Origin of the sequence: Nocardioides currus (genome assembly GCF_003057875.1) — a bacterium.
In the GTDB taxonomy this organism is placed as follows: Bacteria; Actinomycetota; Actinomycetes; order Propionibacteriales; family Nocardioidaceae; genus Nocardioides; species Nocardioides currus.
Genome location: NZ_PYXZ01000005.1, coordinates 80614 through 104727 on the forward strand (window position 1 = coordinate 80614; position 24114 = coordinate 104727).

The 24114-nt window shown below is 72.7% G+C and carries 26 protein-coding genes and 1 pseudogene; 11 read left to right on the forward strand and 16 right to left on the reverse strand.

Annotated features, from left to right (window positions below):
- Positions 1 to 6: 6 nt before the first annotated feature.
- Positions 7 to 339: a DUF6504 family protein gene (locus C7S10_RS12460; RefSeq protein ID WP_108344763.1), complete on the reverse strand. Its 333-nt coding sequence runs from the start codon at positions 337 to 339 to the stop codon at positions 7 to 9.
- Positions 340 to 492: 153 nt separating this feature from the next.
- Entirely contained in the window at positions 493 to 957 is a 465-nt protein-coding gene (locus C7S10_RS12465) for a hypothetical protein (RefSeq protein ID WP_133176509.1), read from the reverse strand.
- A gap of 50 nt (positions 958 to 1007) precedes the next feature.
- On the opposite strand from C7S10_RS12465, the gene C7S10_RS12470 reads away from it, so the two are divergent.
- From C7S10_RS12470 to C7S10_RS12480, 3 genes are read left to right on the forward strand one after another with little or no spacing between them, the layout of a single operon-like run.
- Positions 1008 to 1481: a YbaK/EbsC family protein gene (locus C7S10_RS12470; RefSeq protein WP_108344765.1), complete on the forward strand. Its 474-nt coding sequence runs from the start codon at positions 1008 to 1010 to the stop codon at positions 1479 to 1481.
- 21 nt (positions 1482 to 1502) lie between these two features.
- Positions 1503 to 2093, forward strand: coding sequence for a DUF4126 domain-containing protein (locus C7S10_RS12475; protein WP_108344766.1), 591 nt, complete (start codon positions 1503 to 1505; stop codon positions 2091 to 2093).
- Positions 2090 to 3397, forward strand: a complete 1308-nt coding sequence (locus C7S10_RS12480; protein ID WP_108344767.1) for a phytoene desaturase family protein — start codon at positions 2090 to 2092, stop codon at positions 3395 to 3397. Before C7S10_RS12475 ends, C7S10_RS12480 begins: the two co-directional genes overlap by 4 nt.
- Positions 3398 to 3668: 271 nt before the next feature.
- Here the strand turns inward: C7S10_RS12480 and C7S10_RS12485 are convergent, their stop codons facing one another.
- Both C7S10_RS12485 and metF read right to left on the reverse strand, forming a co-directional pair.
- Entirely contained in the window at positions 3669 to 4274 is a 606-nt protein-coding gene (locus tag C7S10_RS12485; protein ID WP_108344768.1) for an SIMPL domain-containing protein, read from the reverse strand.
- A gap of 40 nt (positions 4275 to 4314) precedes the next feature.
- Positions 4315 to 5205: a methylenetetrahydrofolate reductase [NAD(P)H] gene (gene metF, locus C7S10_RS12490; RefSeq protein ID WP_108344769.1), complete on the reverse strand. Its 891-nt coding sequence runs from the start codon at positions 5203 to 5205 to the stop codon at positions 4315 to 4317.
- 63 nt (positions 5206 to 5268) lie between these two features.
- Here metF and C7S10_RS12495 point away from each other — a divergent pair, with 63 nt between their 5' ends.
- On the forward strand, positions 5269 to 6354 hold the full coding sequence (locus tag C7S10_RS12495) for a polyprenyl synthetase family protein (RefSeq protein WP_108344770.1): 1086 nt from the start codon (positions 5269 to 5271) through the stop codon (positions 6352 to 6354).
- A 12-nt stretch (positions 6355 to 6366) separates the two neighbouring features.
- Here C7S10_RS12495 and C7S10_RS12500 read toward each other — a convergent pair whose 3' ends face one another.
- Genes C7S10_RS12500 through C7S10_RS12510 form a run of 3 tightly spaced genes read right to left on the reverse strand, consistent with a single transcriptional unit; the run spans position 6367 to position 7692 of the window.
- Positions 6367 to 6813, reverse strand: a complete 447-nt coding sequence (locus C7S10_RS12500; protein WP_108344771.1) for a barstar family protein — start codon at positions 6811 to 6813, stop codon at positions 6367 to 6369.
- 4 nt (positions 6814 to 6817) lie between these two features.
- The gene (locus C7S10_RS12505; protein WP_108344772.1) at positions 6818 to 7294 is read right to left on the reverse strand and encodes a guanyl-specific ribonuclease; all 477 of its coding nucleotides are present in this window, start codon (positions 7292 to 7294) and stop codon (positions 6818 to 6820) included.
- A complete protein-coding gene (locus C7S10_RS12510; RefSeq protein WP_108344773.1) occupies positions 7294 to 7692 on the reverse strand; it encodes an Rv2175c family DNA-binding protein in 399 nt (132 codons plus the stop codon). The genes C7S10_RS12505 and C7S10_RS12510 overlap by 1 nt, the downstream gene beginning before the upstream one ends.
- A gap of 150 nt (positions 7693 to 7842) precedes the next feature.
- On the opposite strand from C7S10_RS12510, the gene pknB reads away from it, so the two are divergent.
- Genes pknB through C7S10_RS12530 form a run of 4 tightly spaced genes read left to right on the forward strand, consistent with a single transcriptional unit; the run spans position 7843 to position 12182 of the window.
- Positions 7843 to 9894: a Stk1 family PASTA domain-containing Ser/Thr kinase gene (gene pknB / locus C7S10_RS12515; RefSeq protein WP_243395344.1), complete on the forward strand. Its 2052-nt coding sequence runs from the start codon at positions 7843 to 7845 to the stop codon at positions 9892 to 9894.
- 17 nt (positions 9895 to 9911) lie between these two features.
- Entirely contained in the window at positions 9912 to 10820 is a 909-nt protein-coding gene (locus C7S10_RS12520; protein WP_243395345.1) for a DMT family transporter, read from the forward strand.
- 41 nt (positions 10821 to 10861) lie between these two features.
- Positions 10862 to 11653: a discoidin domain-containing protein gene (locus tag C7S10_RS12525; RefSeq protein ID WP_108344775.1), complete on the forward strand. Its 792-nt coding sequence runs from the start codon at positions 10862 to 10864 to the stop codon at positions 11651 to 11653.
- A gap of 7 nt (positions 11654 to 11660) precedes the next feature.
- Positions 11661 to 12182 carry a GNAT family N-acetyltransferase gene (locus C7S10_RS12530; protein ID WP_108344776.1) on the forward strand — a complete coding sequence of 174 codons (522 nt, stop codon included), beginning with the start codon at positions 11661 to 11663 and terminating at the stop codon, positions 12180 to 12182.
- On the opposite strand, the gene C7S10_RS12535 is transcribed toward C7S10_RS12530, so the two are convergent.
- The 4 genes and pseudogenes from C7S10_RS12535 to C7S10_RS12550 all read right to left on the reverse strand — a co-directional run bounded on the left by C7S10_RS12535 (position 12112) and on the right by C7S10_RS12550 (position 17881).
- Positions 12112 to 13467 (reverse strand): class II 3-deoxy-7-phosphoheptulonate synthase, encoded by a 1356-nt coding sequence (locus C7S10_RS12535; protein WP_108344777.1) that lies wholly within the window; start codon positions 13465 to 13467, stop codon positions 12112 to 12114. The two genes, C7S10_RS12530 and C7S10_RS12535, sit on opposite strands and share 71 nt — an antisense overlap.
- 27 nt (positions 13468 to 13494) lie before the next feature.
- Complete coding sequence (locus C7S10_RS12540; protein WP_108344778.1) at positions 13495 to 15333, reverse strand: hypothetical protein; 1839 nt, start codon at positions 15331 to 15333, stop codon at positions 13495 to 13497.
- 72 nt (positions 15334 to 15405) lie between these two features.
- Positions 15406 to 16762, reverse strand: a pseudogene (locus C7S10_RS12545) (APC family permease).
- Between the two features lie 90 nt (positions 16763 to 16852).
- Complete coding sequence (locus tag C7S10_RS12550; RefSeq protein WP_108344779.1) at positions 16853 to 17881, reverse strand: 6-phosphofructokinase; 1029 nt, start codon at positions 17879 to 17881, stop codon at positions 16853 to 16855.
- A 97-nt stretch (positions 17882 to 17978) separates the two neighbouring features.
- Between C7S10_RS12550 and C7S10_RS12555 the strand changes: the two genes are divergently transcribed.
- The gene (locus C7S10_RS12555) at positions 17979 to 18791 is read left to right on the forward strand and encodes a DUF1028 domain-containing protein (protein WP_108344780.1); all 813 of its coding nucleotides are present in this window, start codon (positions 17979 to 17981) and stop codon (positions 18789 to 18791) included.
- Here the strand turns inward: C7S10_RS12555 and C7S10_RS12560 are convergent.
- Positions 18788 to 19381, reverse strand: a complete 594-nt coding sequence (locus C7S10_RS12560) for a class I SAM-dependent methyltransferase (protein WP_108344781.1) — start codon at positions 19379 to 19381, stop codon at positions 18788 to 18790. The genes C7S10_RS12555 and C7S10_RS12560 overlap by 4 nt on opposite strands.
- 41 nt (positions 19382 to 19422) lie before the next feature.
- On the opposite strand from C7S10_RS12560, the gene C7S10_RS12565 reads away from it, so the two are divergent.
- Positions 19423 to 20214 (forward strand): FGGY family carbohydrate kinase, encoded by a 792-nt coding sequence (locus C7S10_RS12565; RefSeq protein ID WP_108344782.1) that lies wholly within the window; start codon positions 19423 to 19425, stop codon positions 20212 to 20214.
- Here C7S10_RS12565 and C7S10_RS21945 read toward each other — a convergent pair.
- The 4 genes from C7S10_RS21945 to C7S10_RS12585 are packed head-to-tail and all read right to left on the reverse strand — an operon-like array spanning position 20211 to position 23081.
- Positions 20211 to 21098 carry a hypothetical protein gene (locus C7S10_RS21945; protein ID WP_243395346.1) on the reverse strand — a complete coding sequence of 296 codons (888 nt, stop codon included), beginning with the start codon at positions 21096 to 21098 and terminating at the stop codon, positions 20211 to 20213. The genes C7S10_RS12565 and C7S10_RS21945 overlap by 4 nt on opposite strands.
- Positions 21095 to 21562, reverse strand: coding sequence for a GNAT family N-acetyltransferase (locus C7S10_RS12575; protein ID WP_108344783.1), 468 nt, complete (start codon positions 21560 to 21562; stop codon positions 21095 to 21097). Before C7S10_RS12575 ends, C7S10_RS21945 begins: the two co-directional genes overlap by 4 nt.
- Entirely contained in the window at positions 21559 to 22431 is an 873-nt protein-coding gene (locus C7S10_RS12580; protein ID WP_108344784.1) for an arylamine N-acetyltransferase family protein, read from the reverse strand. Before C7S10_RS12580 ends, C7S10_RS12575 begins: the two co-directional genes overlap by 4 nt.
- Positions 22432 to 22433: 2 nt before the next feature.
- The gene (locus tag C7S10_RS12585; protein ID WP_207769360.1) at positions 22434 to 23081 is read right to left on the reverse strand and encodes a response regulator; all 648 of its coding nucleotides are present in this window, start codon (positions 23079 to 23081) and stop codon (positions 22434 to 22436) included.
- A 127-nt stretch (positions 23082 to 23208) separates the two neighbouring features.
- On the opposite strand from C7S10_RS12585, the gene C7S10_RS12590 reads away from it, so the two are divergent.
- Positions 23209 to 24093: a DUF4397 domain-containing protein gene (locus C7S10_RS12590; protein ID WP_165807138.1), complete on the forward strand. Its 885-nt coding sequence runs from the start codon at positions 23209 to 23211 to the stop codon at positions 24091 to 24093.
- The last annotated feature ends 21 nt before the right edge of the window (positions 24094 to 24114 follow it).

Below are 24114 nucleotides of genomic sequence, written 5' to 3' on the forward strand. Positions count from 1 at the left end.
CCGCCCTCAGTCCACGCAGCCGACGAGCTGCCAGCGGCCGTCGGACCAGGTGAACGACAGGTCGAAGACCCCGCTGACGCTGATCCCCCGGCCCGCCTCCACGCGCCAGAGCTCGCGCTCGACCAGCAGGTCGCTCCCGACCTCCGTGGCCTTCTCACCGGTGTCGGACCCGGCGGCCTCCTCGCTCGCGGACTGCCACCACGGAGCGGTCTCCACCCAGTGCGCGAGCACCGAGCGGACCTTCCACAGCCGGCCGTGCCACAGGAATTGGTCGGGGCCCTCCCCGAACGTCCCGGTCTCGCCTCGTCGCACCTCGACGGGGTCGTCGTAGCGCCGCATCGCGTCTCCTCACGTCATCGACCCCGCCACCGGCTCCGGGGACGGTGGGGGTCGAGGTCACCGCCACCGGAGCCGCGTCCGAACAGGTGTTCGAACACGGCCAAAGGTACACGGCCCCACCGACAGTGGGTCAAGGGCGCAGGCGGAGGAGTCTCACCTCGCCCGGAGGTAGGCGCTCGCGTCGCGGCGCCACAGCACCACGACGAGCGCGAGGCACAGCAGGAGGAACAGCGCGGAGACGATGACGAAGACCAGCGGCAGCCCGTGGTTGAGCCCGAGGCTCGCCACCAGGACACCGAAGCCGGCGAGCGCGGTCAGCACGAGCCGCGACCACTGGTGGCCGTCCGCGAGGAAGGCGCCGAGCACCACGACGAGCACCACGAACACGATGAACGAGACCAGCGCGAGCGGCACGAACTTCGGCACGATCGTCGAGTCGCGCAGGGCCGCGATCCCGCCCGAGGAGAGGATCTCCTGCGCCGACGAGTTGCCCTCGGCCCACGCCCGGATCACCTCGTCGTGCTGGAGCCAGGTCAGGAGCACGGCCACACCGCTCACCACCACCAGCGCGAGGAGCGTGCGCAGCGCAAGGGCGATCGATCCGGGCACTTCTCTCATCGGCAATCCCTCGACAGCATCGGTCCATTCCCCCTGACTAGGCTCGCCCCATGTCGAGCGAGCACCCAGCGATCACCTCGTTCAGAGACGACCTGCACCGGCGCGGCGGCACCGGCGACGTGGTCATCCTGCCCGATTCGGTCCACACGGCGGCACTCGCCGCCGAGGCACTGGGCTGCGAGGTCGGCGCCGTCGCCAACAGCCTGGTCTTCGACACCGGCGGCACGCCCGCACTGATCCTCACCTCGGGCGCGCACCGGGTCGACACCGCCAAGGTCGCCGACCGGATCGGCGTCGAGCGGCTCGACCGCGCCAGCCCCGCCTTCGTCCGGCAGCACACGGGCCAGGTCATCGGCGGGGTGTCGCCCCTCGACCACCCCGCTCCCGTGCCCACCTGGATCGACTCGTGGCTGCGCAGGTTCGACGTCGTGTGGGCCGCCGCCGGCCACCCCGCCGCCGTCTTCTCCACGACCTTCGAGGAGCTGGTCGCGATGACCGGCGCCAGCGAGATCGAGGTCGACTGACCGGCTCACTAGTCTGTCGACGTGGACTCCCTCGCACTGGTGTTCTCCAGCGGCTGGGCCAGCGGCATCAACGCCTACCTGGTCGTGCTGGTGCTGGGCGTCGCCGACAAGGTCAACGACTTCTCCCAGGTCCCGGACGTGCTCTCGCGCTGGGACGTGCTGTCCGTGGCCGGGTTCCTCTACGCGATGGAGTTCATCGCCGACAAGATCCCCTACATCGACTCGACGTGGGACGCGATCTCCACCGCGATCCGCCCCACCGCCGGCGCGGTCATCGGCGTGCTCCTCGCCGGTGACGCCTCCAGCCTCGACCAGGCGGTGCTCGGCGTCGTCGGGGGTGGTACGGCGCTGCTGTCCCACCTCGTGAAGGCGGGCGGACGACTGGCGATCAACTCCTCCCCCGAACCGGTCACCAACATCGGCGCGAGCCTGGCCGAGGACGTCGCCGTGCTCGGCGTCGTGGCCTTCGCGATCAACCACCCCGAGGCTGCTGCCGCCATCGCCGGCGTGCTGCTCCTCGTCGGGCTGGTCGGCCTCTACTTCCTCGCCAAGCTGGTCCGCCGCGGCTGGCGCCGGTGGAAGAAGAAGGACCCGATCGCGGCCGCCACGTGAGGATCGTCGTCGTCGGCGGTGGCTTCGGCGGGCTGGCCAGCGCCGTACGCCTCGCGAAGCTCGGGCACGACGTCACCCTCCTCGAGCGCTCCGACACCCTCGGCGGCGCCCTGCAGACGATCAGCGCCGACGGCTTCACCTGGGACGCCGGCCCCACCTCGACCCTGCTGCCGGCCGTCGTCCGCGACCTGTTCCGCAAGTCCGGACGACCCCTCGAGCGCGAGGTGGACCTGCAGCCGCTCGACATCGTGCGCGAGCACCGGTTCGCCGACGGCAGCGTGCTGCGCCTGCCCAGCGGCTCGCGGGCGGACCAGGTCGCTGCGGTCGAGGCCCTCGGGGGCGAGTCCGCGGGCCTCGGAGCGAGCTGGTCGGCGTACGTCGACGCGCACTCCGACACCTGGGACGTGCTGCGTCGCGGCTACCTCGAGGAGGTGTGGGACCCCGACCTCTCGCCCCGCGCGCTGACCGACCTGCTGTCCGGTCGCGAGATGCTCCACCGACGGCTCAAGCGGGCGTTCCGTGACGAACGGCTGCGCCTGGTGGCCGGCCACCCGTTCGTCGCCGACGGGCACGACCTGCGCAACGTGCCGGCCTGGATGGGCATGGTGTCCTACCTCGAGCAGACTTTCGGCGCGTGGACGGTCCCGGGGGGTCTGGCCGCCATCGGAGCCGCGCTGGTCGAGCGGCTGGCCACCCGCGAGGTGGGCGTCGAGCTGGGCACCACGGCGCACGACCTGGTGCTGCGCGAGGGCCGGGTGGTCGGCGTGCGCACGGAGGGCGGCGACGTCGACGCCGACGCGGTGGTCTGCGCGGTCGACCCTCGGCGGCTGCCGGCGCTCGCCGGGTTCGTCGAGCGGACCATGCCCGCGATCCCGCCGGTCGTGACGCACGTCGGGCTCGAGGGGGACGCGCCCGACTTGCCCCACGAGGTGGTGCTGCACGGCGACCCGATGCTCGTCGTGCGCACCGGCGGGCGCGCCCCCGACGGCGGCACGGCATGGACGATCCTCGGTCGCGGCCACCTCGCCGAGGACGTGCTCCGGGCGCTCGCCCGCCACCGCATCGACGTCCGCCCCTCCGTCGTCACCCGGATCGACCGCTCGCCGCGCGAGCTCGTCGACGCGTGGGGCGGGTCTCCCCTGGGCGTGCTGTGGCAGGGCCGCCAGACCGTCCGCCGACGGCTCGGACCCACGACCCCGGTGCCCGGGGTGTACGCCGCCGGCGCGCACGCCACCCCCGGCTCGGGACTGCCCTTCGTGGGGCTCTCCGCGGCCCTCGTCGCCCAGGCGATCGGTCCGGCCTGAGCATCCCGTTCAGGCGGGCGACGACACAGGCGTGCCGAGGACGTCGGCCGAGCGGGGCGCGCACTGACACAGGCGTACCGACGACGTCGCCCGAGCGGGGCGCGCACTGACACAGGCGTACCGACGACGTCGCCCGACCGGGGCGCGCACTGACACAGGCGTGCCGGGATCTCAGCACAACCGTGTCAGCACGCGCCGTTGTCAGGCGAGCGTTCCAGCACAGCCGTGTCATTGCGCGCCGTCGTGCGGCGAACGTTCCGGCACACCTGTGTCAGGCGAGCGCCCAGGTCACGCTCAGGCTGGCGCCGACGTTCGTCTCGCCGGGCTCGATCTTGGCGGACATCGCCATCGCGTCCATCCCGCGCAGCGAGCCGCCACCGGGCCCACCACCGTGGCCGATCGCGACCACGTCACCGAGGGCGGCACCCGCGAGGGCGGCCAGCCGCTCGGCCTGGCGGCGCGCATCGGCGTACGCCGCGGCGACGGCCTCGTCCCGGGCAGCGGTGGGGTCCGAGACCTCGAGGGCGACGCCGTCGACGGCCAGCGCGTCGCCGACCTGGGCGGCGAGCTCGTCGAGCAGGCCACCGGCAGCATCGAGGTCGGGGCACCCGATCGTCAGCGAGTGCCGCGCCTCGAAGCCGCGCTGCTGGCCCTGGTTGTCGTGCCACGGCCACACGTTGATGCCGCTCGACGCGATCCGCCTGTCCTGCGTGTGCCGGCGGGCGACCACGCCGATCTGCGACGCAGCCGCCGACGATGCGGCGAACGCCTCCGCCACCGCCGCGGCGCGGGCGACCGCAGCGACCCGGACGACGGCGGTGTCGGGCACGACCGTGGTCGATCCCTGGCCGGTGACGGTGACGGTGCGCTCACTCATGGCGCCCACCGTAGCGAGCAGACGGGCGCTCGCCGGGCGGTCAGACGGTGATCTGCAGGCCCTCGAAGATCTCGCGGGTCGCCCGGGAGAAGTTGAGGGTGTAGAAGTGCAGGCCGGGCGCACCGCCCGCGAGCAGCGCGTCGCACAGCTCGGTGGAGATGCGGATGCCCTCGGCCCGCAGCCCGGCGGGATCCTCGGCCAGCGGCTCGATCCGGGAGCGCACCTCGTCGGGCATCTCGCGACCGGACAGCTCGACCATGCGGTTCATCGAGCCGAGGTTCAGGATCGGCATGATCCCCGGGATGATCGGCATGTCGACGCCCAGCGCGCGGGCCCGTTCGACCAGCCCGAAGTAGTCCGAGGCACGCAGCACCATCTCGGTGACGGCGAACTCCGCCCCGGCGTCCTGCTTGGCCTTCAGCACCAGCGCGTCGGCCTCCAGGCTCTCGGCGTCGACGTGTCCCTCGGGGAAGGCCGCGACGCCGACGGCCGCGTCGTAGTGCTCCTTGATGAAGGCGACGAGGTCGGAGGCGTACTCCAGGCCGTCCTCGGTCCCGACCCACGCGGCGCGCGGACCCTCCGGCGGGTCGCCGCGCAGCGCGAGGATGTGGGCGACGCCCGCGTCGCGGTAGGCGTCCAGGACGTCGGCCAGCTCGGCGCGGCTGTGGCCGACGCAGGTCAGGTGCGCCACCGGAGTCAGCGAGGTCTCGCGGGCGATCCGGCCGGTGATCCGGACGGTCGTGTCGCGCGAGCTGCCGCCGGCGCCGTACGTCACGGACACGAAGGTCGGACGGTAGGGCTCGAGCTCGGTGATCGCGCGCCACAGGCGCTCCTCACCGGCCTCGTCCTTGGGCGGGAAGAACTCGAAGGAGAACGACTTCTCACCGCTCTCGATCAGCTCGCGCATGCTGCGCCCGTGTCCCCGCGTCATGGCACCAACCCTAGGTTCGGGTGCGGCCTCAGGCGGAATCCGTCCACTGGCTAGGCTCCTCGAGTGAGTGACTCCCGGACCGACGCGTGGGACCAGGCGGCCTTCCGCGAGGCCGTGCAGCAGGCGCTCGACGCCTTCCTCGACGAGCAGCGGGCCCGCCTCACGGCACTCGGTCCCGACGCCGCGCGGCTCCTCGCCGAGGCCCGCACCTCGGTCACCGGCGGCAAGCGGTTCCGGGCCGCGTTCTGCTACTGGGGCTACCGCGCCTACCGGCCCGGCCACGCCGACGACGACCTCCTCGTCCGGGCGTGCGCGGCGCTCGAGCTGCTCCACGCCAGCGCCCTCGTCCACGACGACCTGATGGACGCCTCCGACACGCGTCGCGGCCGGCCGTCCACCCACCGTGGCTTCGAGGCCGAGCACCAGCAGGCGGGGTGGACCGGTGATCCGGAGCAGTACGGCGCCGCCGCAGCGCTCCTCCTCGGCGACCTCCTCCTCGGCTGGGCCGGCGACATGCTGCGCCACTGCGGGCTCGCGCGCGAGCAGGTCGACGCCGCGATGTCGGTGTTCCAGCTCTGCCGCACGGAGGTGATCGCGGGCCAGTTCCTCGACGTGTCCGTGCAGGCGCGCGCGCACGCCGACGTCGACACCGCGATGACCGTCCTGCGCTACAAGTCGGCGAAGTACTCCATCGAGCGGCCCCTCGAGATCGGTGCCGCGCTCGCCGGGGCGACGGCCCGGCAGGTCGAGGAGCTCGGCGGCTTCGGGCTCCCGCTCGGCGAGGCGTTCCAGCTCCGTGACGACCTGCTCGGCGTCTTCGGCGACCCCACGGCCACCGGCAAGCCCGCCGGCGACGACCTGGTCGAGGGCAAGCGCACCGTGCTCGTGGCCAAGGCGCTCGCTGCTCTCGACGGTGACGACGCGGACGCCCGGACGCTCGACTCCTCGCTCGGCACGCCGCTCGACGAGGCCGCCGTCACGCGGCTGCGCGAGATCATCGACGCATCCGGCGCCCACCAGCAGGTCGAGGAGCTGATCGGCTCGCTGGCCGACCGCGCCGTCGCCGCGCTCGACGAGGCGTCCGTCGACGAGCACGCGCGCGTCGTGCTCACCCAGCTGGCGTCGGCCGCGACCCAGCGCAGCGTCTAGCGCCCGAGTCGCTCAGTCCAGCGAGGGGACACCCGGGACCTCGGGTCCCTCGCCGCGCAGGAGCACCGAGAACGGCACCCCACGGTCGGCGTGGACCCGCGACCCCAGCACGCTGAGCGCGATCCCGAACGCCTGCTCGTCGGCCCGCGCCAGCGTGCTCCAGCCGTCCCACAGGAGCACGACGCCGGCCTGCCCCGCACCGATGTCGTGCAGGCAGTCCGCGAGCGCGTCGAAGTTCTGGCCGTAGTGGCCCGGGAAGCCGAGCGCCTCACCCACGGCGGCCAGGAACTCCGGCTTCGTGCCGGCACCGGTCCACCCGTCGACGTACCCGAACCCGAAGCCGGCGTGCTCGACGGCGTGCTCCACGTCGGCGACGTCGAAGGCGCCGTGCCACTGGAAGATGCCGGGCTCGGCCTCCCCCTGCGTCAGGCCTGCCAACAGTCCGGCGAGTCCACTCATGAGGTCACCTGGCGATCCGGGAGAAGGAGGAGTAGTGGTCGGCCGTCCAGAAGAACTCGTCGGACGATCCAGTGACGATGCGCCGCGCGCCGCGGTCGTCGGAGCCGGGGGTGGGGACGGTGTACTCGTGGTAGTAGCCACGCTGCCGGTCGGGCAGGATCCCCTCGCGGTTCTCGAAGGTGACGCCGTCGCGGTCGTAGGGGAAGGGACCGCCGTCGTCGATCAGCTCCAGCGTCTCGACCGCCTCGGCGGGCAGGTCGGCGACGTCGACGAACGGCAGCCCGCTGTCGGGGTCGGTGCCGGGGTCGCCGTCGGGGTCGCCGTCGGGGTCGCCCCCGGTGGACGACTGCGCCGACGGCGAGGAGTCGCGCGCCCGGTCCGCGTCCGCCGGGTCGGACTGCTGCTGCACCCACCAGAGCGCGACGAGCACCAGCAGCGCGACCACCGTCGCGAGGACCCTGCGCTGGGCGGTGACGCGCATCAGAACCCGAGCACCTGCGCGCGCCGCTTGACCTCGGTGCCGCGATTCTCGCGGAGGGCGTCGATCGGGCGACCGGGCAGGTCGTCGTCGGTGAAGATCCACGCGATGCACTCGCGGTCGTCGAAGTTGTTGTCGTGCAGCACCGTCAGCAGACCGGGCAGGCCCTTGACGATCAGCCCGTCCTGGAAGAAGGCCGCCGGGACCGACGGCCGGCCGCCGGGGGACGGTACGGCGCCGGCCAGCTCGTGGTCCTTGATCATCGTGCGGACCTTCGCCGGGGTGACGCCGAGGAGGTCGGCCGTCTGGTCCCAGTCGAGCCACTCGTCGACGAGCGCGCCGAGGTCGGCCTCGGCCAGCGGGACGGAGCGGTCGGGGGCCGTGTTGTCGGGGGACGTCATGGGTCCCATCATCCACCGATCGCCCACCGCGGACGACACCGCGCCACGCCGGGGCGGGCGCGCGCCGCGGCGTACGGCGGCCGCGTTTCGTACGATGGCGGGACCGGATCCTTCCCCGTCCGATGTAGTTGCATGGCTGGAGGTCGAGCAGTGGAGCCACCCGAGCACGCCCGCGGCCGTGCGGACGCCCTCGTCGGGCGACTCCTCGACGGCCGCTACCGGATCGGTCCCCGCATCGCCCGCGGTGGCATGGCCAGTGTCTACGAGGCCACCGACATCCGCCTCGACCGCACCGTCGCGGTCAAGGTCATGCACCCCGGGCTCGGCGACGACGACGAGTTCGCCCAGCGCTTCGTGCGCGAGGCTCGGGCCGCGGCCCGGCTCAACCACCCGCACGTCGTCGGGGTCTACGACCAGGGCGACGACGACGGCGTGGTGTTCCTGGCGATGGAGCACATCCCCGGCCACACGCTGCGCGACGTGATCCGCAAGGAGTCGCCGATGACGCCCGCGCGGGCGTTGTCGCTGATCGAGCCGGTCGTCTCCGCGCTCGCCGCGGCCCACCGCGCCGGTCTGATCCACCGCGACGTCAAGCCCGAGAACGTGCTGATCGGCGACGAGGCGCACGGCGGCCGGATCAAGGTCGCCGACTTCGGCCTGGCCAAGGCCGTCAGCGCCGACACCCAGCACACGGCGACGGGCGGCGTGCTGATCGGCACCGTGTCCTACCTCGCCCCCGAGCTCGTCGTCGACGGGCGGTCCGACGCCCGCGCCGACGTCTACGCCGCGGGCGTCGTGCTCTACGAGCTGCTCACCGGCAACAAGCCGCACGAGGGCGAGAGCCCGATCCAGGTCGCCTACCGCCACGTCCACGAGGACGTCGCGGCGCCGTCCGAGGCCGCGCCCGACATCCCGGCGTACGTCGATGCGCTGGTCGCCCGCGCGACGGCGCGCGACCGCTCCCAGCGGCCGGCCGACGCGGGCGTGCTCCTGCACCAGATCCACCGGGTCGCCCAGGCCCTGCGCGACGGCGTGGTCGACGACCCCGAGCTCACCGCGGACCTGGCCCCGTCGCGGACCGCCCCCGAGGCCGACGAGCTCCGCGACGTCTCGGACGACACCGCTCCCGAGCCGTTCGACCCGATCGCGATGGCCAACTACCGCGAGCACACGACCGCCTTCGAGCAGCTGCCCGCGCCCCGACCGCCGATCGCGGCCGCTGCGCCCACCGCAGCGAGCCCGGCACCCACCCCGGCGCCCGCCCCGGCCCGCAAGCCCTCGACGCCGGTCCCGGTCATCACCACCGCTCGGCGTCGCTCGGTGCGGGGTCCGCTGGTCTTCCTGCTCGTGGTGCTCCTGCTGGCGGGCCTGGGCGGTGGGGCGTGGTGGTTCGGCTACGCCCGCTACACCACCACCCCGGGCGTGCTGGGCGTGACCGAGCAGGCCGCGACCTCCGAGCTGGACTCGGCCGGTCTGGCCGCGGACATCGGCACGCCGCGCTACTCCGAGACCGTCGAGGCCGGGCTGGTGCTGGGCTCCGACCCCGAGCCGGGCGAGCGCGTGCTCAAGGACGGCACGGTGACGCTCGTCGTGTCCCTCGGGCCGGAGCGCTACGACGTGCCCACCCTCGCGGGGATGACCGAGGACCAGGCGCAGGACGCCATCACCGAGGCGAAGCTGGCCAACGGCGAGAGCGTGGAGAAGTTCTCCGACAAGGTCGCGGCCGGATCGGTGATGCGCAGCGACCCTGCGGCCGGGACCACGGTCAAGCCGGACACCCCCGTCGACCTCGTCGTCAGCAAGGGACGTCGCCCCATCGAGATCGCCGACTGGACCGGTGAGGACGCCGAGAAGGCGACGAACGCGCTGGAGAAGCGCAAGCTCGTGGTCGAGGTCACCGGCGAGGAGTTCAGCGACACCGTCGCCGAGGGCGACGTGATCTCGCAGGAGCCGACGGCCGGTCCGCTGTTCAAGGGCGACACCGTCCAGCTCGTCGTCTCCAAGGGCCCCGAGCTCGTCGAGGTCCCCCAGATGCGCGCCAAGGGCGTGGAGGCGGCGACCCAGGAGCTCGAGGCCCTCGGGTTCGAGGTCGCGGTCGAGAACTCCGAGAACTACATCGGCCTCGGATTCGTGTTCAGCACCTCGCCCGGCGCCGGTGACATGGTGGCCAAGGGCAGCACGATCACGCTCTACCTGATCTAGGCCCCTACGCTCCTCGGGTGAGTGCCGGGACCAGTGCGACGCCGCGGCGTACCACCCTGCTCGCGACCCTGGCGCTGCTGGCGATGACGGCCTGCTGGGGCAGCACGTTCTTCCTGGCCAAGGACCTGCTGGACCGGGTGCCGACGCTCGACTTCCTGGCCGTCCGGTTCGCCATCGCCTCGCTCGCGATGCTCGTGGTGGCGCCGTGCGCCATCGCCCGGCTCTCCCCCGAGGTCCGCCGCCAGGCGGTCGCGCTGGGGGCGTTGTACGGCGCCGCGCAGATCCTGCAGACGGCCGGGCTCGCCCACACTCCCGCCAGCGTCAGCGGCTTCATCACCGGCCTCTACGTCGTCCTCACGCCGCTGCTCGCCGCCCTGCTGCTGCGCACGCGCATCGGTCCGATGACCTGGGCGGCCGTGGTGCTGGCCACCGCGGGACTCGGCGTGCTGACGCTCGGTGGCGTCAGCATCGGGTACGGCGAGGCGCTCTCGCTGGTCGCGGCCGTGGTCTACGCCCTGCACATCGTCGGCCTCGGCGCGTGGTCGCGACCGCAGGACGCGGTCGGGATGTCGATCCTCCAGATCATCGTCATCACCGTGATCTGCTTCGTCGCCACCGTGCCCGACGGCATCGTGCTGCCCCACACCCCCCGCGACTGGTCGTCGGTGCTCTACATGGCGCTCTTCTCCGGCGCCCTCGCGATGCTCGGGCAGACGTGGGCGCAGGCGCACCTGAGCCCGACCCGCGCGGCGATCATCATGAGCATGGAGCCGGTCTTCGCCGCGGGGTTCGCGGTGGCGCTGGGCGGCGAGGGCGTGACCGCGCGACTGCTCGTCGGCGGTGGGATGGTGCTCGCCGCCATGCTGGTCGTCGAGCTCGTCCCGCGCCGGCGCATCGAGGCGGAGGTCACCCACATCGCCGTGTGAAAGCCGCTCGCGGTCCCCCACCACTCCGTAGGCTGGGCCGCGTGACGACCTGTGCCCGCTGCGGCCACGAGCTGGGGATCGGCCGCTACTGCCTCAACTGCGGCCACCCTGTCGGCGAGCCGGTCGCCGAGGCCGAGGCCCCCGCAGCGGCGCCGGAGGACGCGGTGCCGGCGGCTCCCACCACCGCAGCCCGGCCCCCCGCGTGGTCCCTCTGGGCGGTCGGGGTGGTCCTGGTCCTGCTGCTGCTGGCCGTCCTCGCGTCGTGCCTGGGCGGCGACGAGGACGAGCCCGGCAGCTCCGGGACGGAGGCGGACACGCCCGTCCAGCCGGAGCAGCCGCGCCGTCCCGTCGACCTCACGTCCGACGTGCGCATCGACGCGCCGCCCGCCGCACCGCCGACCACCGACCTCGACGGCCAGCGGGTCGCCTACGGGCCGCGTCGGATGATCGACGACGCACCCGGCACGGCCTGGCGCACCGCAGGCGACGCGACCGGGCAGACGATCACCTTCACGCTGCCCGGACCGAGCACGATCCGACGCGTCGGCCTCGTCAACGGCTACGCCAAGCAGGTGCCCAGCAGCACCGGCGTCGTCGACTGGTATCCCAACAACCGCCGCGTCACCGCCGTCGAGTGGGTCTTCGACAACGGCACCACCATCCGCCACGTCCTCGCCGAGGTGCCCCGGCTCCAGCGCCTCACCATCGAGCCGGTGACGAGCGCGACCGTCCAGCTGCGGATCGTCGAGGTCACCTCGCCCGGGGCACCGCCGCTCGGGCGCGACTTCACCGCCATCGGCGATGTGGTCATCGCCGGCAACCCGGTGGCGTGATCCGGTCGTGCCCCGCACCGTCATCGCCCCGATCGTCGACGCCGCCCAGCGTGAGGCCGCCGCCGAGGTCTGGGCAGCGGCACGGCGGGCGGGCGGTCGCGCCCCCACGCCCGGGCGGCAGGAGCGGGTCGCCGACAAGCTCCGCTCGAGCGAGGTCGCGCTGCTGGCGACGTACGGCGACAAGCCGGCCGGGATGATCGTCGCCGAGCCCTTCCTCGACGACGGCGCGCCGGACCCCACCTGCGGCCACATCTCGATGGTCTTCGTCGACCCGGGCTACTGGGGCAGCGGCATCGGCGGGGCGCTGGTCCGCGCCGTGCAGGCACCGCCCGCGGGCCGGGACTGGACGCGGCTCAGCGTGTGGACCCGCACCGACAACCGGCGCGCCCTACGCCTCTACGACTCGTGCGGCTTCGTCGACACCGGCGAGCGGACCTCGCTGCACGAGGGCGACCAGATCAGCCGGTGGGAGTGGACCGCAGCATCTCCGCGACCAGGAACGCCAGCTCCAGGGACTGCACCCGGTTGAGCCGCGGGTCGACCACCGACTCGTAGCGGTGGGCGAGGCCGTGCTCGTCGATCTCCTCGCCGCCGCCGACGATCTCGGTGACGTCGTCGCCGGTCATCTCGACCATCATCCCGCCGGGCACGGTGCCGAGCGCGCGGTGCACGTCGAAGAAGCCCTGGATCTCGTCGAGCACGTCGTCGAAGCGGCGGGTCTTGTAGCCGGTCGAGGCCTCGAACGTGTTGCCGTGCATCGGGTCGCTGACCCACGCGACCTGCACGCCCTCGGCGGTGACCTTCTCGACCAGCGGCGGCAGCCCGTCGCGGACCTTCTGCGCGCCGAAGCGGGTGATGAAGGTGAGCCGGCCCGGCTCGTTGGCGGGGTTGAGCCTCGCGGCGAGGGCGAGCGCGTCGTCCGCGGTCGCCGTCGGGCCGAGCTTGCAGCCGATCGGGTTGCGGATGCTGCGGAAGTACTCCACGTGCGCGCCGTCGAGCTGGCGGGTGCGCTCGCCGATCCACACCATGTGCGCCGAGACGTTGTAGGGCAGCTGCGTCCGCGAGTCGATGCGCGTCATCGCGTGCTCGTAGTCGAGCAGCAGCGCCTCGTGCGAGGAGTGGAAGTCGACCCGGTGGAACTCGTCCGGGTCGGCGCCGATCGCCTTCATGAAGGTCAGCGCCCGCTCGATCTCGCCGGCCATCAGCTCGTAGCGCTGGGCGTACGGCGACTCGCGGACGAAGTCGTTGTTCCACGTGTGCACCTGGCGCAGGTCGGCGTAGCCGCCGGTCACGAAGGCGCGCACGAGGTTGAGGGTCGCCGCCGACGCGTTGTAGACGTCGACCAGCCGTTGCGGGTCCGGGATGCGCGACTCGGGGGTGAACTCGATCCCGTTGACCGCGTCGCCGCGGTAGGCGGGCAGGGTGACCGGACCGTCGGGGGTCTCGCGAGTCTCGGTGTCGGACGAGCGGGGCTTGGCGTACTGCCCGGCCAGCCGACCCAGCTTCACGACCGGCACCGACGCGGCGTAGGTCAGCACCACCGACATCTGGAGCAGCACGCGCAGCTTGTTGCGGACGTTGTCGGCCGTCACCTCGGCGAAGGTCTCGGCGCAGTCGCCGCCCGCGAGCAGGAACGCCTCGCCGCGGCTGACGGCCGCGATCTTGTCCTTCAGCTCGTCGCACTCCCCGGCAAAGACCAGCGGCGGCGACTGACGGAGCTTCGCCACGGCGGCGTCGACGGCACCCCGGTCGGGGTAGGTCGGCTGCTGGGCGGGGTGCAGGGCCTGAAGCTGTTCGAGGGACGGAATGCTCACTGCCCAAGAGTACGGCGCTGGGCCCCCCTAGCCCGCTTCCCGACCGGCCAGCGGGATCTCGACGATCGCCAGCTCGCCGTCGCGGTCGAAGCTGACGGTGCCCGTTGCCACGTCGTCGCCGAGCACCGGCTCGCCGGCGGGCGCGCCCACCACGAGTGGGCCGCCGGCGAGCGCCTCGGGCACCCGGTAGGTCCGGTCGTCGAGGGTGGCGTGGAGGAGGTGGCGCTGGACCCCCGTCACGGCGATCAGCCGGTCCACCACCGAGCGGGGATCGGGCGTGAAGCGCACGACGACGAGGGTTCCCGCCGCTGCGGGGACCTCCACCTCCTCGCCGGCACGCACGCGCCGCGTCGAGGTGACCCGCTCCGCGCCACAGCGGTCCGGCGTCCGCGCCAGGACGGTCCAGTCGCCGGACGCGACGACCTCGTCGAAGTTGCACACCAGCGCCAGTGTGTAGGCCGGGGTGTCCCACAGCGGGTTGGCCTCGCCGTAGGACGCCTGCTCCCGGAGCACCCGGTGCTCGGGATCCTCCAGCAGGGCGTCGGCGTTCGCCTCGTCGAGGCGAGGGGTGTACGCCGCGTAGGACTGGAAGACGGGCAGAGGGTCCCAGTCGAGGTCATGGGCCCACGCCGCGGAGATCTCCCACGGGTCGATCGACACGGGGTGCCCGCGCAACGCCCCCACGACCTCCGGACCCATCGCCAGCTGGTCGACCACCTCGGCGCGCACCTCGTCGAGCCGGCGCGCGTGCTCGTCGGGCAGCGCGTCCAGCGGCCACGCCTCGATCGACAGGTCGCGCGTCGGGATGAGGGAGAGGTTCACCATCATGAGCAGGGCGGTGACGACCGAGACCGGGATCACGAGCACGCGCACCACGCGCGGCAGCGACGCGCCGAGGGCGACCACGAGCACGAGGAGGACGGCGGTGTAGCCGGGCAGGATGTGAGGTCCGTCCGGCCGGGTCAGCGCCGACTTCGTCGCGAACAGCAGCACCCCGAGGGCGGCGAGGCGCGCCACCGGTGGCAGCCCGCGAGCGGCCAGGACCGCGACGGTCGCGACAACCGCGCCGACCATCAGCACCCAGACGATCCAGCTCGACGAGACGAACGCCATCGCCTCGCTGTAGCCGTCGACGATGTCGACGGCCATCGACAGCCAGCCGGGCAGGTCCCGCAGGGACTGCCCCGCCGCCATCCACAGCAGGCCGCTGGACGCGACGAAGGCCGCGGCGCTCACCAGCCAGGTCCGCGGGCTCCGGGTCGAGAGCGACAGCAGGCCGACGACCGCGACGGCGAGGACGCCGTCGGAGAACTTCACCTGGACGCCGAGGGCGGCCAGCGCCGCCGTGGCGACCAGCAGCCAGGGGGCAGGCGGGCGCCGGGCAGACAGGTGTGACAGGGCGACGGCGGCCAGGGCGAGGGCGAGGATCCATCCCGCCTGGCTGCAGTTGCCGATGAGGAGCGTCACGACGGCGGCGATCGTCAGTGACCAGGACCGGCCCCGGAGGCAGCCGTGCACGCCGAGGAAGAGCAGCGCGACGGCGCCGGCCCGGAACGCGCCCGCGAGCCACAGGTCGGACAGGTCGATGCCGGTCGGCGCGGTCAGGAAGCCCCACGGGCCGTAGGTGAAGACCTGGTCGGCGCCGAAGGTGAGATGGTCGTCCCGCAGCAGCTGCAGACCGACCATCCAGGCGTTGTCCGGATGGCGCTGCGGCCACAGGGCGGGCAGCGGTCGCCCCGCCTGCTCGAGCACCGCGACGAGCAGGGCCGCGAGCAGCAGGACCGCGCGCGACGATCCCGTCCGGACAGCCACCGCGGGCTCTGCGGGCTCTGCGCTGTCCATGTCGGGGTCGTCGACGGCACGCATGACGACACGCTCTCCGACACCCACGGGGAGTCAGGGTAGGCGAGGGAACCGCGGCAGCGCGGCCTTTCGGGGCTACTCCCCCAGGTGCTCGATGTCGCGGAAGCCGGTCTTCTTGGCGCGCACCCCGCGGTTGGTGAACCACGTCAGCGCCCAGAGCACGACGCCGATGGCCAGCAGGCCGGCGGCGATCTTGTACTGGATCATGTCGGCCTCGAGGCGGGCCCACGGACCGAGCAGGTAGGCACAGAACAGGGCGCCCAGCACCGGGAGCACGGTCGGCGCACGGAACCCGCCGTCCGGCGTCGCGTCGCGGCGCAGGACCAGGCAGGCGATGTTGACGATCGTGAACACCGCGAGGAGGAGCAGCGCGGTCGTGCCGGACAGAGCGCTGACGACCGAGGAGTCGGACTTGAGGCTGACGACCGAGATCAGGCCGAGGGCGAGGAGCGTGGTGAAGAGGATCGCGGTCCAGGGCGAGCGGCGCCCGGGCAGCACCTGGCCGAGGCTGCGCGGCAGCACGTCCTGCTGCGCCATGCCGTAGATCAGGCGGCTGGCCATCAACATGTTGATCAGGGCGGTGTTGGCGACCGCGAAGACGGTCAGGAACGGGAAGAGCTTGTCGATCGGGATGTCGGGGGCGCCGGTCTTGACGACGTCGAGCAGGATGCCGGCCTCCGCGTTGGTCGGCTCGGCGATCTGGCCGGCCGGGATGACGGCGACCACCGAGAGGGCCACCAGCATGNTCGAACCCGACCATCGAGAAGAACGCGATGGCGGTGGCGATCGTCACCGCCATGAACAGTCCCTTGTCGTCGGGGCTCTCGAAGACGGTGATGCGGCTGAGGTCGCCGTCGCCGCCGGCGATGACCCACAGCCCGATGCCGATCACGATCGCCAGCGCGGTCATCTCGACGATGGTCAGCACGACGTTGAACTTCACGCTCTCGCCCACGCCACGCAGGTTGATCGCGGCGAGCAGCACCATGAACAGCAGCGCCACGACGAGGGTGGTGCCCGAGCTGGGGTCGTCGTCGCCGAGGCCGATGAGCAGGTTGGCGGCCAGCAGGTTGGACGACGTCGACGCGCTGGTGATGCCGGAGCACACCACGGTGAACGCGACCAGGAAGGTCACGAAGTGCACGCCGAACGCCTTGTGCGTGTAGAGCGCCGCTCCGGCCGCCTGGGGATACTTCGTGACGAGCTCGAGATAGCTGAACGCCGTGATGGTCGCGACGGCGAAGGCCACCAGGAACGGCAGCCAGGCGATCCCGCCGACCTGTCCGGCCAGCTTGCCGGTGACGGCGTACACCCCGGCACCGAGGATGTCCCCGACGATGAAGAGCAGCAGGAGCTTGGGTCCCAGGACCCGCTTCAGGTCAGGGTCCTCCGGGCCGTTGACGTCGTGCTCGGCAGCGCTGCTCGTGGTCATGTCGTGTCCCCTCACGTGACGGCGATGGCCTCACTGTGTCCTCGCGGGTCCACGATGGCAAGGAGCCGTGCCGTGCCGGAGGTCATCGGCTCAGCCGAAGAACACCTGCGCCTCGGCGTACTCCTCCGGGCTCACGAGCTTCAGCTCGCCGGTGCCCTCGATCAGCTTGAGCCGCTCGATGCGGGTGCCCTTGAGGGCCATCATCGTGCCGAAGTCGCCCTCGGCCACGGCGTCGATGGCCTGCAGCCCGAACCGGGTGGCGAGCCAGCGGTCGAAGGCCGTCGGCGTCCCACCGCGCTGGATGTGGCCGAGCACCACCGCCCGCGCCTCCTTGCCGGTGCGCTGCTCGATCTCGCCGGCGATCCGGTCGCCGATCCCGCCGAGGCGGACGTGGCCGAAGGCGTCGAGCTCGCCGCTGACGAGTGTCATGTCACCACCGTCGCGCGGGATCGCGCCCTCGGAGACCACGATGATCGGGGCGTACTTGCTCTCGAACCGGGTTTCGACCCGCGCGCAGACGTCGGCGATGTCGAAGGGCTGCTCGGGGATCAGCACCATGCTCGCGCCACCGGCGATGCCGCTGTGCAGGGCGATCCAGCCGGCGTGGCGGCCCATCACCTCGACGACGAGCACGCGGTGGTGCGACTCCGCGGTGGTGTGCAGACGGTCGATCGCCTCGGTGGCGATGTTGACCGCCGTGTCGAACCCGAATGTGAAGTCGGTGCCGGAGAGGTCGTTGTCGATGGTCTTGGGGACGCCGACCACGTTGACGCCGAGGTCGGCGAGCTTGGTCGCGACGCCGAGGGTGTCCTCGCCCCCGATCGCCACGAGCGCGTCGACGCCGTCCTTGGCGAGGTTCTCCTTGATCCGCTCCACCCCGTTCTCGATCTTGAACGGGTTGGTGCGGCTCGAGCCGAGGATGGTGCCGCCGCGCGGGAGGATGCCGCGGCACTGCGCGATGCCGAGCTCCATGGTCTGGCCCTCGAGCGGGCCGCGCCAGCCGTCGCGGTAGCCGACGAACTCGAAGCCGTGCGTCTTGACGCCCTTGCGGACGACGGCCCGGATGACTGCGTTGAGCCCTGGGCAGTCGCCGCCACCGGTGAGCACTCCGACGCGCATGGTCTCTCCCTCATCGTTGAATTTTGATCGATCAAACCCTAGCGAGGCCGCCTGCCCGTGGGAAGGGGGTGGCTCTCGTGCCCACTAGGGTCGCGTCATGACCTTCTCGATCGTGGCGCGCTCCGACGACGGCGAGTCGTGGGGAGTCGCGGTGGCCTCGAAGTTCCTCGCCGTGGGCTCGGCCGTCCCGGCGGCCGTCGCGGGCGTGGGCGCCATCGCCACCCAGGCCGACGCCAACGTGTCCTACAAGTTCCTGGCCCTGGGCCACCTCGACGACGGGGCCACCGCGCCGGTGGCGCTGGACCGGCTTCTCGAGGAGGACGACAAGCGTGACCACCGCCAGGTCGGGATCGTCGACCTCGAGGGCACGGCCGCGAGCCACACGGGGTCGGAGTGCTATGACTGGGCCGGCGGCACCACCGGGCCGGGATACGCGATCCAGGGCAACATCCTCACCGGCCCCGAGGTGGTGGACGCGATGGAGAAGGCGTGGCTGGCCTCGCGCGAGCAGCCGCTCGCGCGTCGCCTCACGGCAGCGCTCCGGGCCGGCGACGAGGCCGGCGGTGACTCGCGCGGGCGCCAGTCGGCGGCGCTCCTGGTGGTGAAGGACGGTGCGGGCTACGGCGGCCTCGACGACGTCGCCGCCGACCTGCGCGTGGACGACCACGCCGATCCGGTGGCCGAGCTGATCAGGCTGCTCGACCTCAGCGACCTCTACCTCACGGCCTCGACCGAGGAGGAGAAGGTCGCCGTCGACGACGCGCTGCGCAGCGAGCTCGACGACCGCGCACGCTCGGCCGGACGGGCCGACTTCCGGGCGTGGGTCGGGGCCGAGAACTACGAGATGCGGGTGGCCGAGGACCTCACCTGGGTCGACCGCCGCGTGCTCGAGATCCTCCGCGCGGGCTAGCGCGGCTTGGTCGCGACGACGTTGAACTCGTTGTAGGTGAACGCCTTCCCGGCGAACCGCGGGAAGGGGAAGCTGCGCCACTTCTCGGGGCGCAGGCCGAGCGAGGTGGACAGGTCCATCAGGTCCTCCCCCGTCGTCCAGCGCACGTGCGTCGGGTCGGAGGCGTAGCCGCGCTCCTGCGGGCAGATGAAGAGGATTTTTCCACCCGGCTTGAGGTAGGGCAGGTAGTCCGCCATCACCTGCTCGCCCATCTCGGGCGACATGTGCTCGATGACGTGGGCGACGAGCATGCCGTCGAAGGACTCGGGCACCCGCAGCTCGGACTTCTCCCACTCCTCCACCGTCAGCGCGTTGACGCCGCGGGCGCGCGCCATCTCGATGGACGCTGCGTTGTGGTCCACGCCCAGTGATCCCTCACCGAGGGTCTCGAGGTTGCGGCCGATGCCGCAGCCGACGTCGAGGGTGCGGCCGAGCTCGTGACGCCGGAGGTTCCACTGGTAGGGCGCCTGGACGTTCAGGATCTGCTTCCAGCGGGCGGTCTCCTTGTCCCTGAGCCGGTTGGCGTAGTCCTCACCCCGTGTGTCGCGCATGCGGCAGAACCTACCCGAGCGGCTCGGCCTAGGTTGGTGCCATGTCCGTCCTTGCCATCGACGCCGGTACGGCGGGGGTGACCGCGGTCGTCGTCGATCCGGACGGCCGGGTGGTCGCCCGCGCCCACCAGGACCTGGCTGCGCACGCCCCCCGGCCCGGGTGGCTCGAGCAGGCCCCCGAGGGGCTCTGGCAGGCAACACTCCGGTCGACCCGCGAGGTGCTGGCCGACGTCGACGCGACCGAGGTGACCTCGCTCGGGATCACCAACGAGCGCGGGACGCTGGTCCTGTGGGACCGGGAGACCCTCGGCTCGCCGCGCCCCGCCATCGACCGCGCAGACCGGCGCGGCGCAGACGTGTGCGCCCGGCTCCGCGACGCCGGGCTCGAGGACCGCGTCCGCGACCTCACCGGTCTGCGCCCCGACGCCGCCTCCCCCGCCGCCAAGCTCGGGTGGCTGGCCGAGCACGAGCCGCACACGTGGGCGCTCGTCGAGGCGGGCCGCTATGCCATCGGCACCCTCGACTCCTACCTCGTCGCCCGGATGACCCGTGGCACCTGGCACGTGACCGACGCGTCCAACGCACGTCGCACCCTCCTCCTCGGCCAGGAGGAGAACGCGTGGTCCGACGAGCTGTGCCACCTGTTCGGCGTCCCCCCGGACGCGTTGCCCGACGTGGTGCCCAGCTGGACCCGGATCGCGCCGACCGATCCGTCGGTCTTCCTCGGCCTGTCCCTGCCGATCGCCGGCATCGCCGGCGACGAGGCCCCGGCCGACCCGGCGCACCAACGCTGGTACGCCGCCCTCGAGTCCTCGACCCGGCCCCGGAGCTAGCCCAGTCGCGCGAGCGCTGCCTCGGCCTTCACCAGCTCCGCCTCGGTCTCGGCGAGGGTGTCGTCGGCCTCGGCCTTGACGTCCTCGGCGTCCGAGAGCTCGTCGTCGTTCTCCTCGAGGTCGCTCTCCAGCTGCGCGATGCGTCCCTTGAGCTCGTCGACCTCCGCCTGGAGCTGCAGCGACCTGGCCTGGAGTGCCTCGACCTCGTCGACCGCGGCGGTCAGCGCCTCGCGAGCGGCCTCGACCTCGGTCCGTGCCTCGGCCACGACCTCCTCGGCCGCCCGACGCGCCTTCTGGTCGGCCTCGGGGTCGGGAACGAGGTGCAGGTCGGGTCGCGGCGGCGGCTCGGCCTCGCGCGGAGCGGCGACGAAGCCCGCCGCCTCCGGCACGGCCAGCGCGTCGGCCACGTCCGCCGCACCGACCCCCGTCGCGGTCAGCGCCGCCACCAGCAGTCCGCTCCGGACGGCGGCCGCGGCCCCCTCGTCCACCATGGCCGCGGTGAGCGTCGCCTCGACCTGGTCGGCCACGGCCTGGGTGACCTTGACGCCCTCCTCACGGGCCAGCCCGCGGGCCTGCGTGGTGACCGCGGCCGTGAGCTGCCGTCGCTGGCGGGTGAGGGCGCGCAGCTCCTCCCCGTCGAGGTTGGCCTGGGCGTCACGCAGGGCGGCGCCGACGGCCAGCACCTGCTCGACCTGGGCGGCGTCGCGGCGTACGAGCAGGTCGACGACCCAGGCCGCGAGCGACGGCTTCCTCAGCGCCTTGACGCGGGCGGCGAACGCCTTGTCGGCCTTGTGCTCCTTGACGAGCGCGTCGCGCGCCGGGGTGAAGTCCGCGAGCGGCAGTCCGTAGAGCCGGTCGGCGATCTCGAGGAGCGGGTCGGTCACAGCCGCGATCCTAGGAGGCGGTACTCGAGCTCGACCGGGTGCGGCGGCCACGGGCACTCCTGCGTGACGCCGCTCGGCGTCCAGCCCATCGCGTCGTAGAGCCCGCGAGCCCGGTGGTTGAGGTCGAGCACCCACAGCCGCGTGGCTCCCGCCGCGGCGGCGCGGTCGAACCCCGCCCGCCCCAGGCCCCGTCCCCACACGTCGGGGTGCACGGCGAGGTGTCGCAGGCTCTCCCGGTCGTGCGCGACGTAGGCGAGCAGACCGGCCTCGCCCGCCACCACCTCGACCACGACCTCGGGGTCGTCGAGCAGCAGCACCCAGCGGCTGAGCACCGCGTCGTAGGGAAAGGGCAGGTCGCCGAAGACGTGGGCGAGCCCGACCAGGTTGGCGTCGCGCTCGAGGTCGGCGAGTGGACCGGCCTCGTCGGCGGTCGCCGGACGCCAGACCACCGGGCGGCTGGTCATGGGCGACCCGCCAGGTCCCAGGCCTCGTGGGCGCCTCGGGTGCGGGCCCAGAGCACCTGCCACTCCTGCTCGGTGACGTCGCCGACGGGCAGGGCCAGGCGTTCGAGGGCCTCGCGCCACGCGGCGTACGTCGTGACGTCGGTCGAGCGGCGCGAGGTCGCCGTCACCTCGTGGAGCACGCAGCCCCGCAGCGTGATGCTGGTGGCACCGTCGCGGCGCTGGACCACGAGGACGCGGCGGAACGGCGAGTCCGGCCCGGAGCCGAGCCGGAGGTGCGCCTGCTCGACGGCGGCCGGGTCGCTCGGGCGGGACGTGACGACGACGCCGGAGAAGACGCCGGCCGGGTCGTGCCGGAAGGTCCAGGCGGCCGGACCGGTCGGACGACCCGCCGCCTGCGCGCCGTAGCCCGCGCCGATCTCGAAGCGGAACCCGTCCTCCTCGTGCTCGCCCCGCACGAGCGGCAGCGGCTCGGCGAAGGCGTCGCCGAGGCCGACGTCGACCCACCAGTGGCCGCCCGGGTTGGCCTCCGTCGGCAGCCCGCTGACCACGAGGGCGAGGTGGTTGAGCTCGTCGTCGAACTGGTCGGCCGGACGCGTCCAGACGTGGGCGTGGCGGCGACTGGTGGCGAAGCCGAGGTCGGCCAGCAGGCTCTCGAAGGCCGTGTTCTGCTGGAAGCAGTAGCCGACGCGACCGCCGTCGGCGGCCCGCTGCGCGCTGGTCGCCACGGCGTCGGGACGGTCGAGCTGGATCGACAGGTTGTCGTAGGGGATGCGCTCGACGTGCGCCCGGTGCAGGGCCCTCAGCGACTCGACGCAGACGCCCGGACGGGTGTCGAGGCCGAGGCGCCGGAGGTAGGCCTCACTCGTCATCGTCACTCGTCATCGTCGTCGAGGCCGTGCTCGATCGCCCAGCGCGTGAGCTGCACGCGGTTGTTCATCTGGAGCTTGCGCAGGGTGTTCTGCACGTGGTTCTGCACGGTGCGGTGGGAGATCACGAGGCGCGCGGCGATCTGCTTGTAGCTCATCCCCTTGGCGACCATCTTCAAGATCTCGGTCTCCCGGTCGGTCAGCTCGTCGCGCGGGTCGTCGGCCGGCCCGTCGGCCATCCGGCGGAACTCCCCCAGCACGAGGCCGGCCAGGCCGGGCGTGAAGACGGTGTCGCCGGCCGCCACGCGGCGTACGGCGTCGAGCAGCTCGTCGCGCGACGCCGACTTCACGAGGTAGCCGGTGGCCCCGGCCTTGACGGCCTCGAGGACGTCGTTCTGCTCGCCGGACGCGGACAGGATCAGCACCCGGGCCGAGGGGTCCTGCTGGAGCACCTGGGCGGTGACCTCGACGCCGTTGGGACCGGGGATCTGGAGATCGAGCACGACCACCTGCGGGCGCGCGGCCGGGAAGCGGGCGAGCGCCTGGTGCCCGTCGGCGGCCACGGCCACCACGTCGAAGCCGGCAGCGGCCAGGTCGCGCTCCACCGCATCACGCCACATCGGGTGGTCGTCGACCACCATCACCCTCGTCATGGGGGCGAACCTACCGCCGCCGGAGTGCGCTGCTTTACCTCATCGAGGGGTTGAGGCCGGTGTGGCGCGATGGTGTCGTGAAGCCCGGTGCTCGGCACGCGAGCAGTGACTCATGGGGGCAGGTCAGATGACACGTGCGATCTCGAGAATCCTCGTGGCCCTGTCGGCCGCGTCCGTCCTGTGCCTGGCGCCGCCGAGCGTGGCGTCGGGCCCGGCGTCGGGAGCCCCCGCGAAGAAGGACCCGGGACGGGTCACGGTGATACAGGCCGTGCCCGGTTCCGTCGTCGACGTCAAGATCGACGGCAAGTCCGTCGCCGAGGGGTCGGAGGTGGGCTCGGTGCTGGGTCCCTTCCCGCTGAAGCCGGGCGAGCACACGGTGTCGTTCCGGGACGAGGGGTCCATGAAGGTCGTCTCGGAGCTCCAGGTGGCGAGTGGCTCCAGCACCGACCTGGTGCTGCACCTGCCGGCCGACCCGGGCGGCGATCCGGTGGTCCACTCCTACGCCGAGCCGACCGGGGCGATCGGGCCCGCGAAGGCGCGTGTGGTCCTCGCCCACACCGCGACGGTGGCGCCGGCCGACGTGCGCGTCAACGGCCAGACCGTCTTCACCAACATCGCCAACGGCGAGTTCGCCGAGGCCGAGCTCCCGGCGGGGTCGAACGAGGTGGCGCTCCTGCCGACCGGCGAGACCTCCGACCCGATCCTCGGCCCGGTCGACGTCTCGCTCGACTCGAGCACGTTGTCGATGATCTACGCCTACGGCAACCCCAGTGACGGATCGATGAACGTCATCAGCCACACCGTCGAGCTGTCGGACGACGGCACCACCCAGCCCACGACCATCGACACGGGATCGGCCGGGCTCGCGGCCGGCGCCGAGGTCACCACGTTCTCGGGGTCGCCTGCGGGAGACCGACACCCAGCGACGCTGACGCTGCTGGCGGGAGCCGCGTGCGTGCTCCTGGCCCTGGTCCTGCGACCTCGCGGCGCCTCGCGCCGGCTGCGCGGGTAGCGATGCGACCGGGTCCGGTCG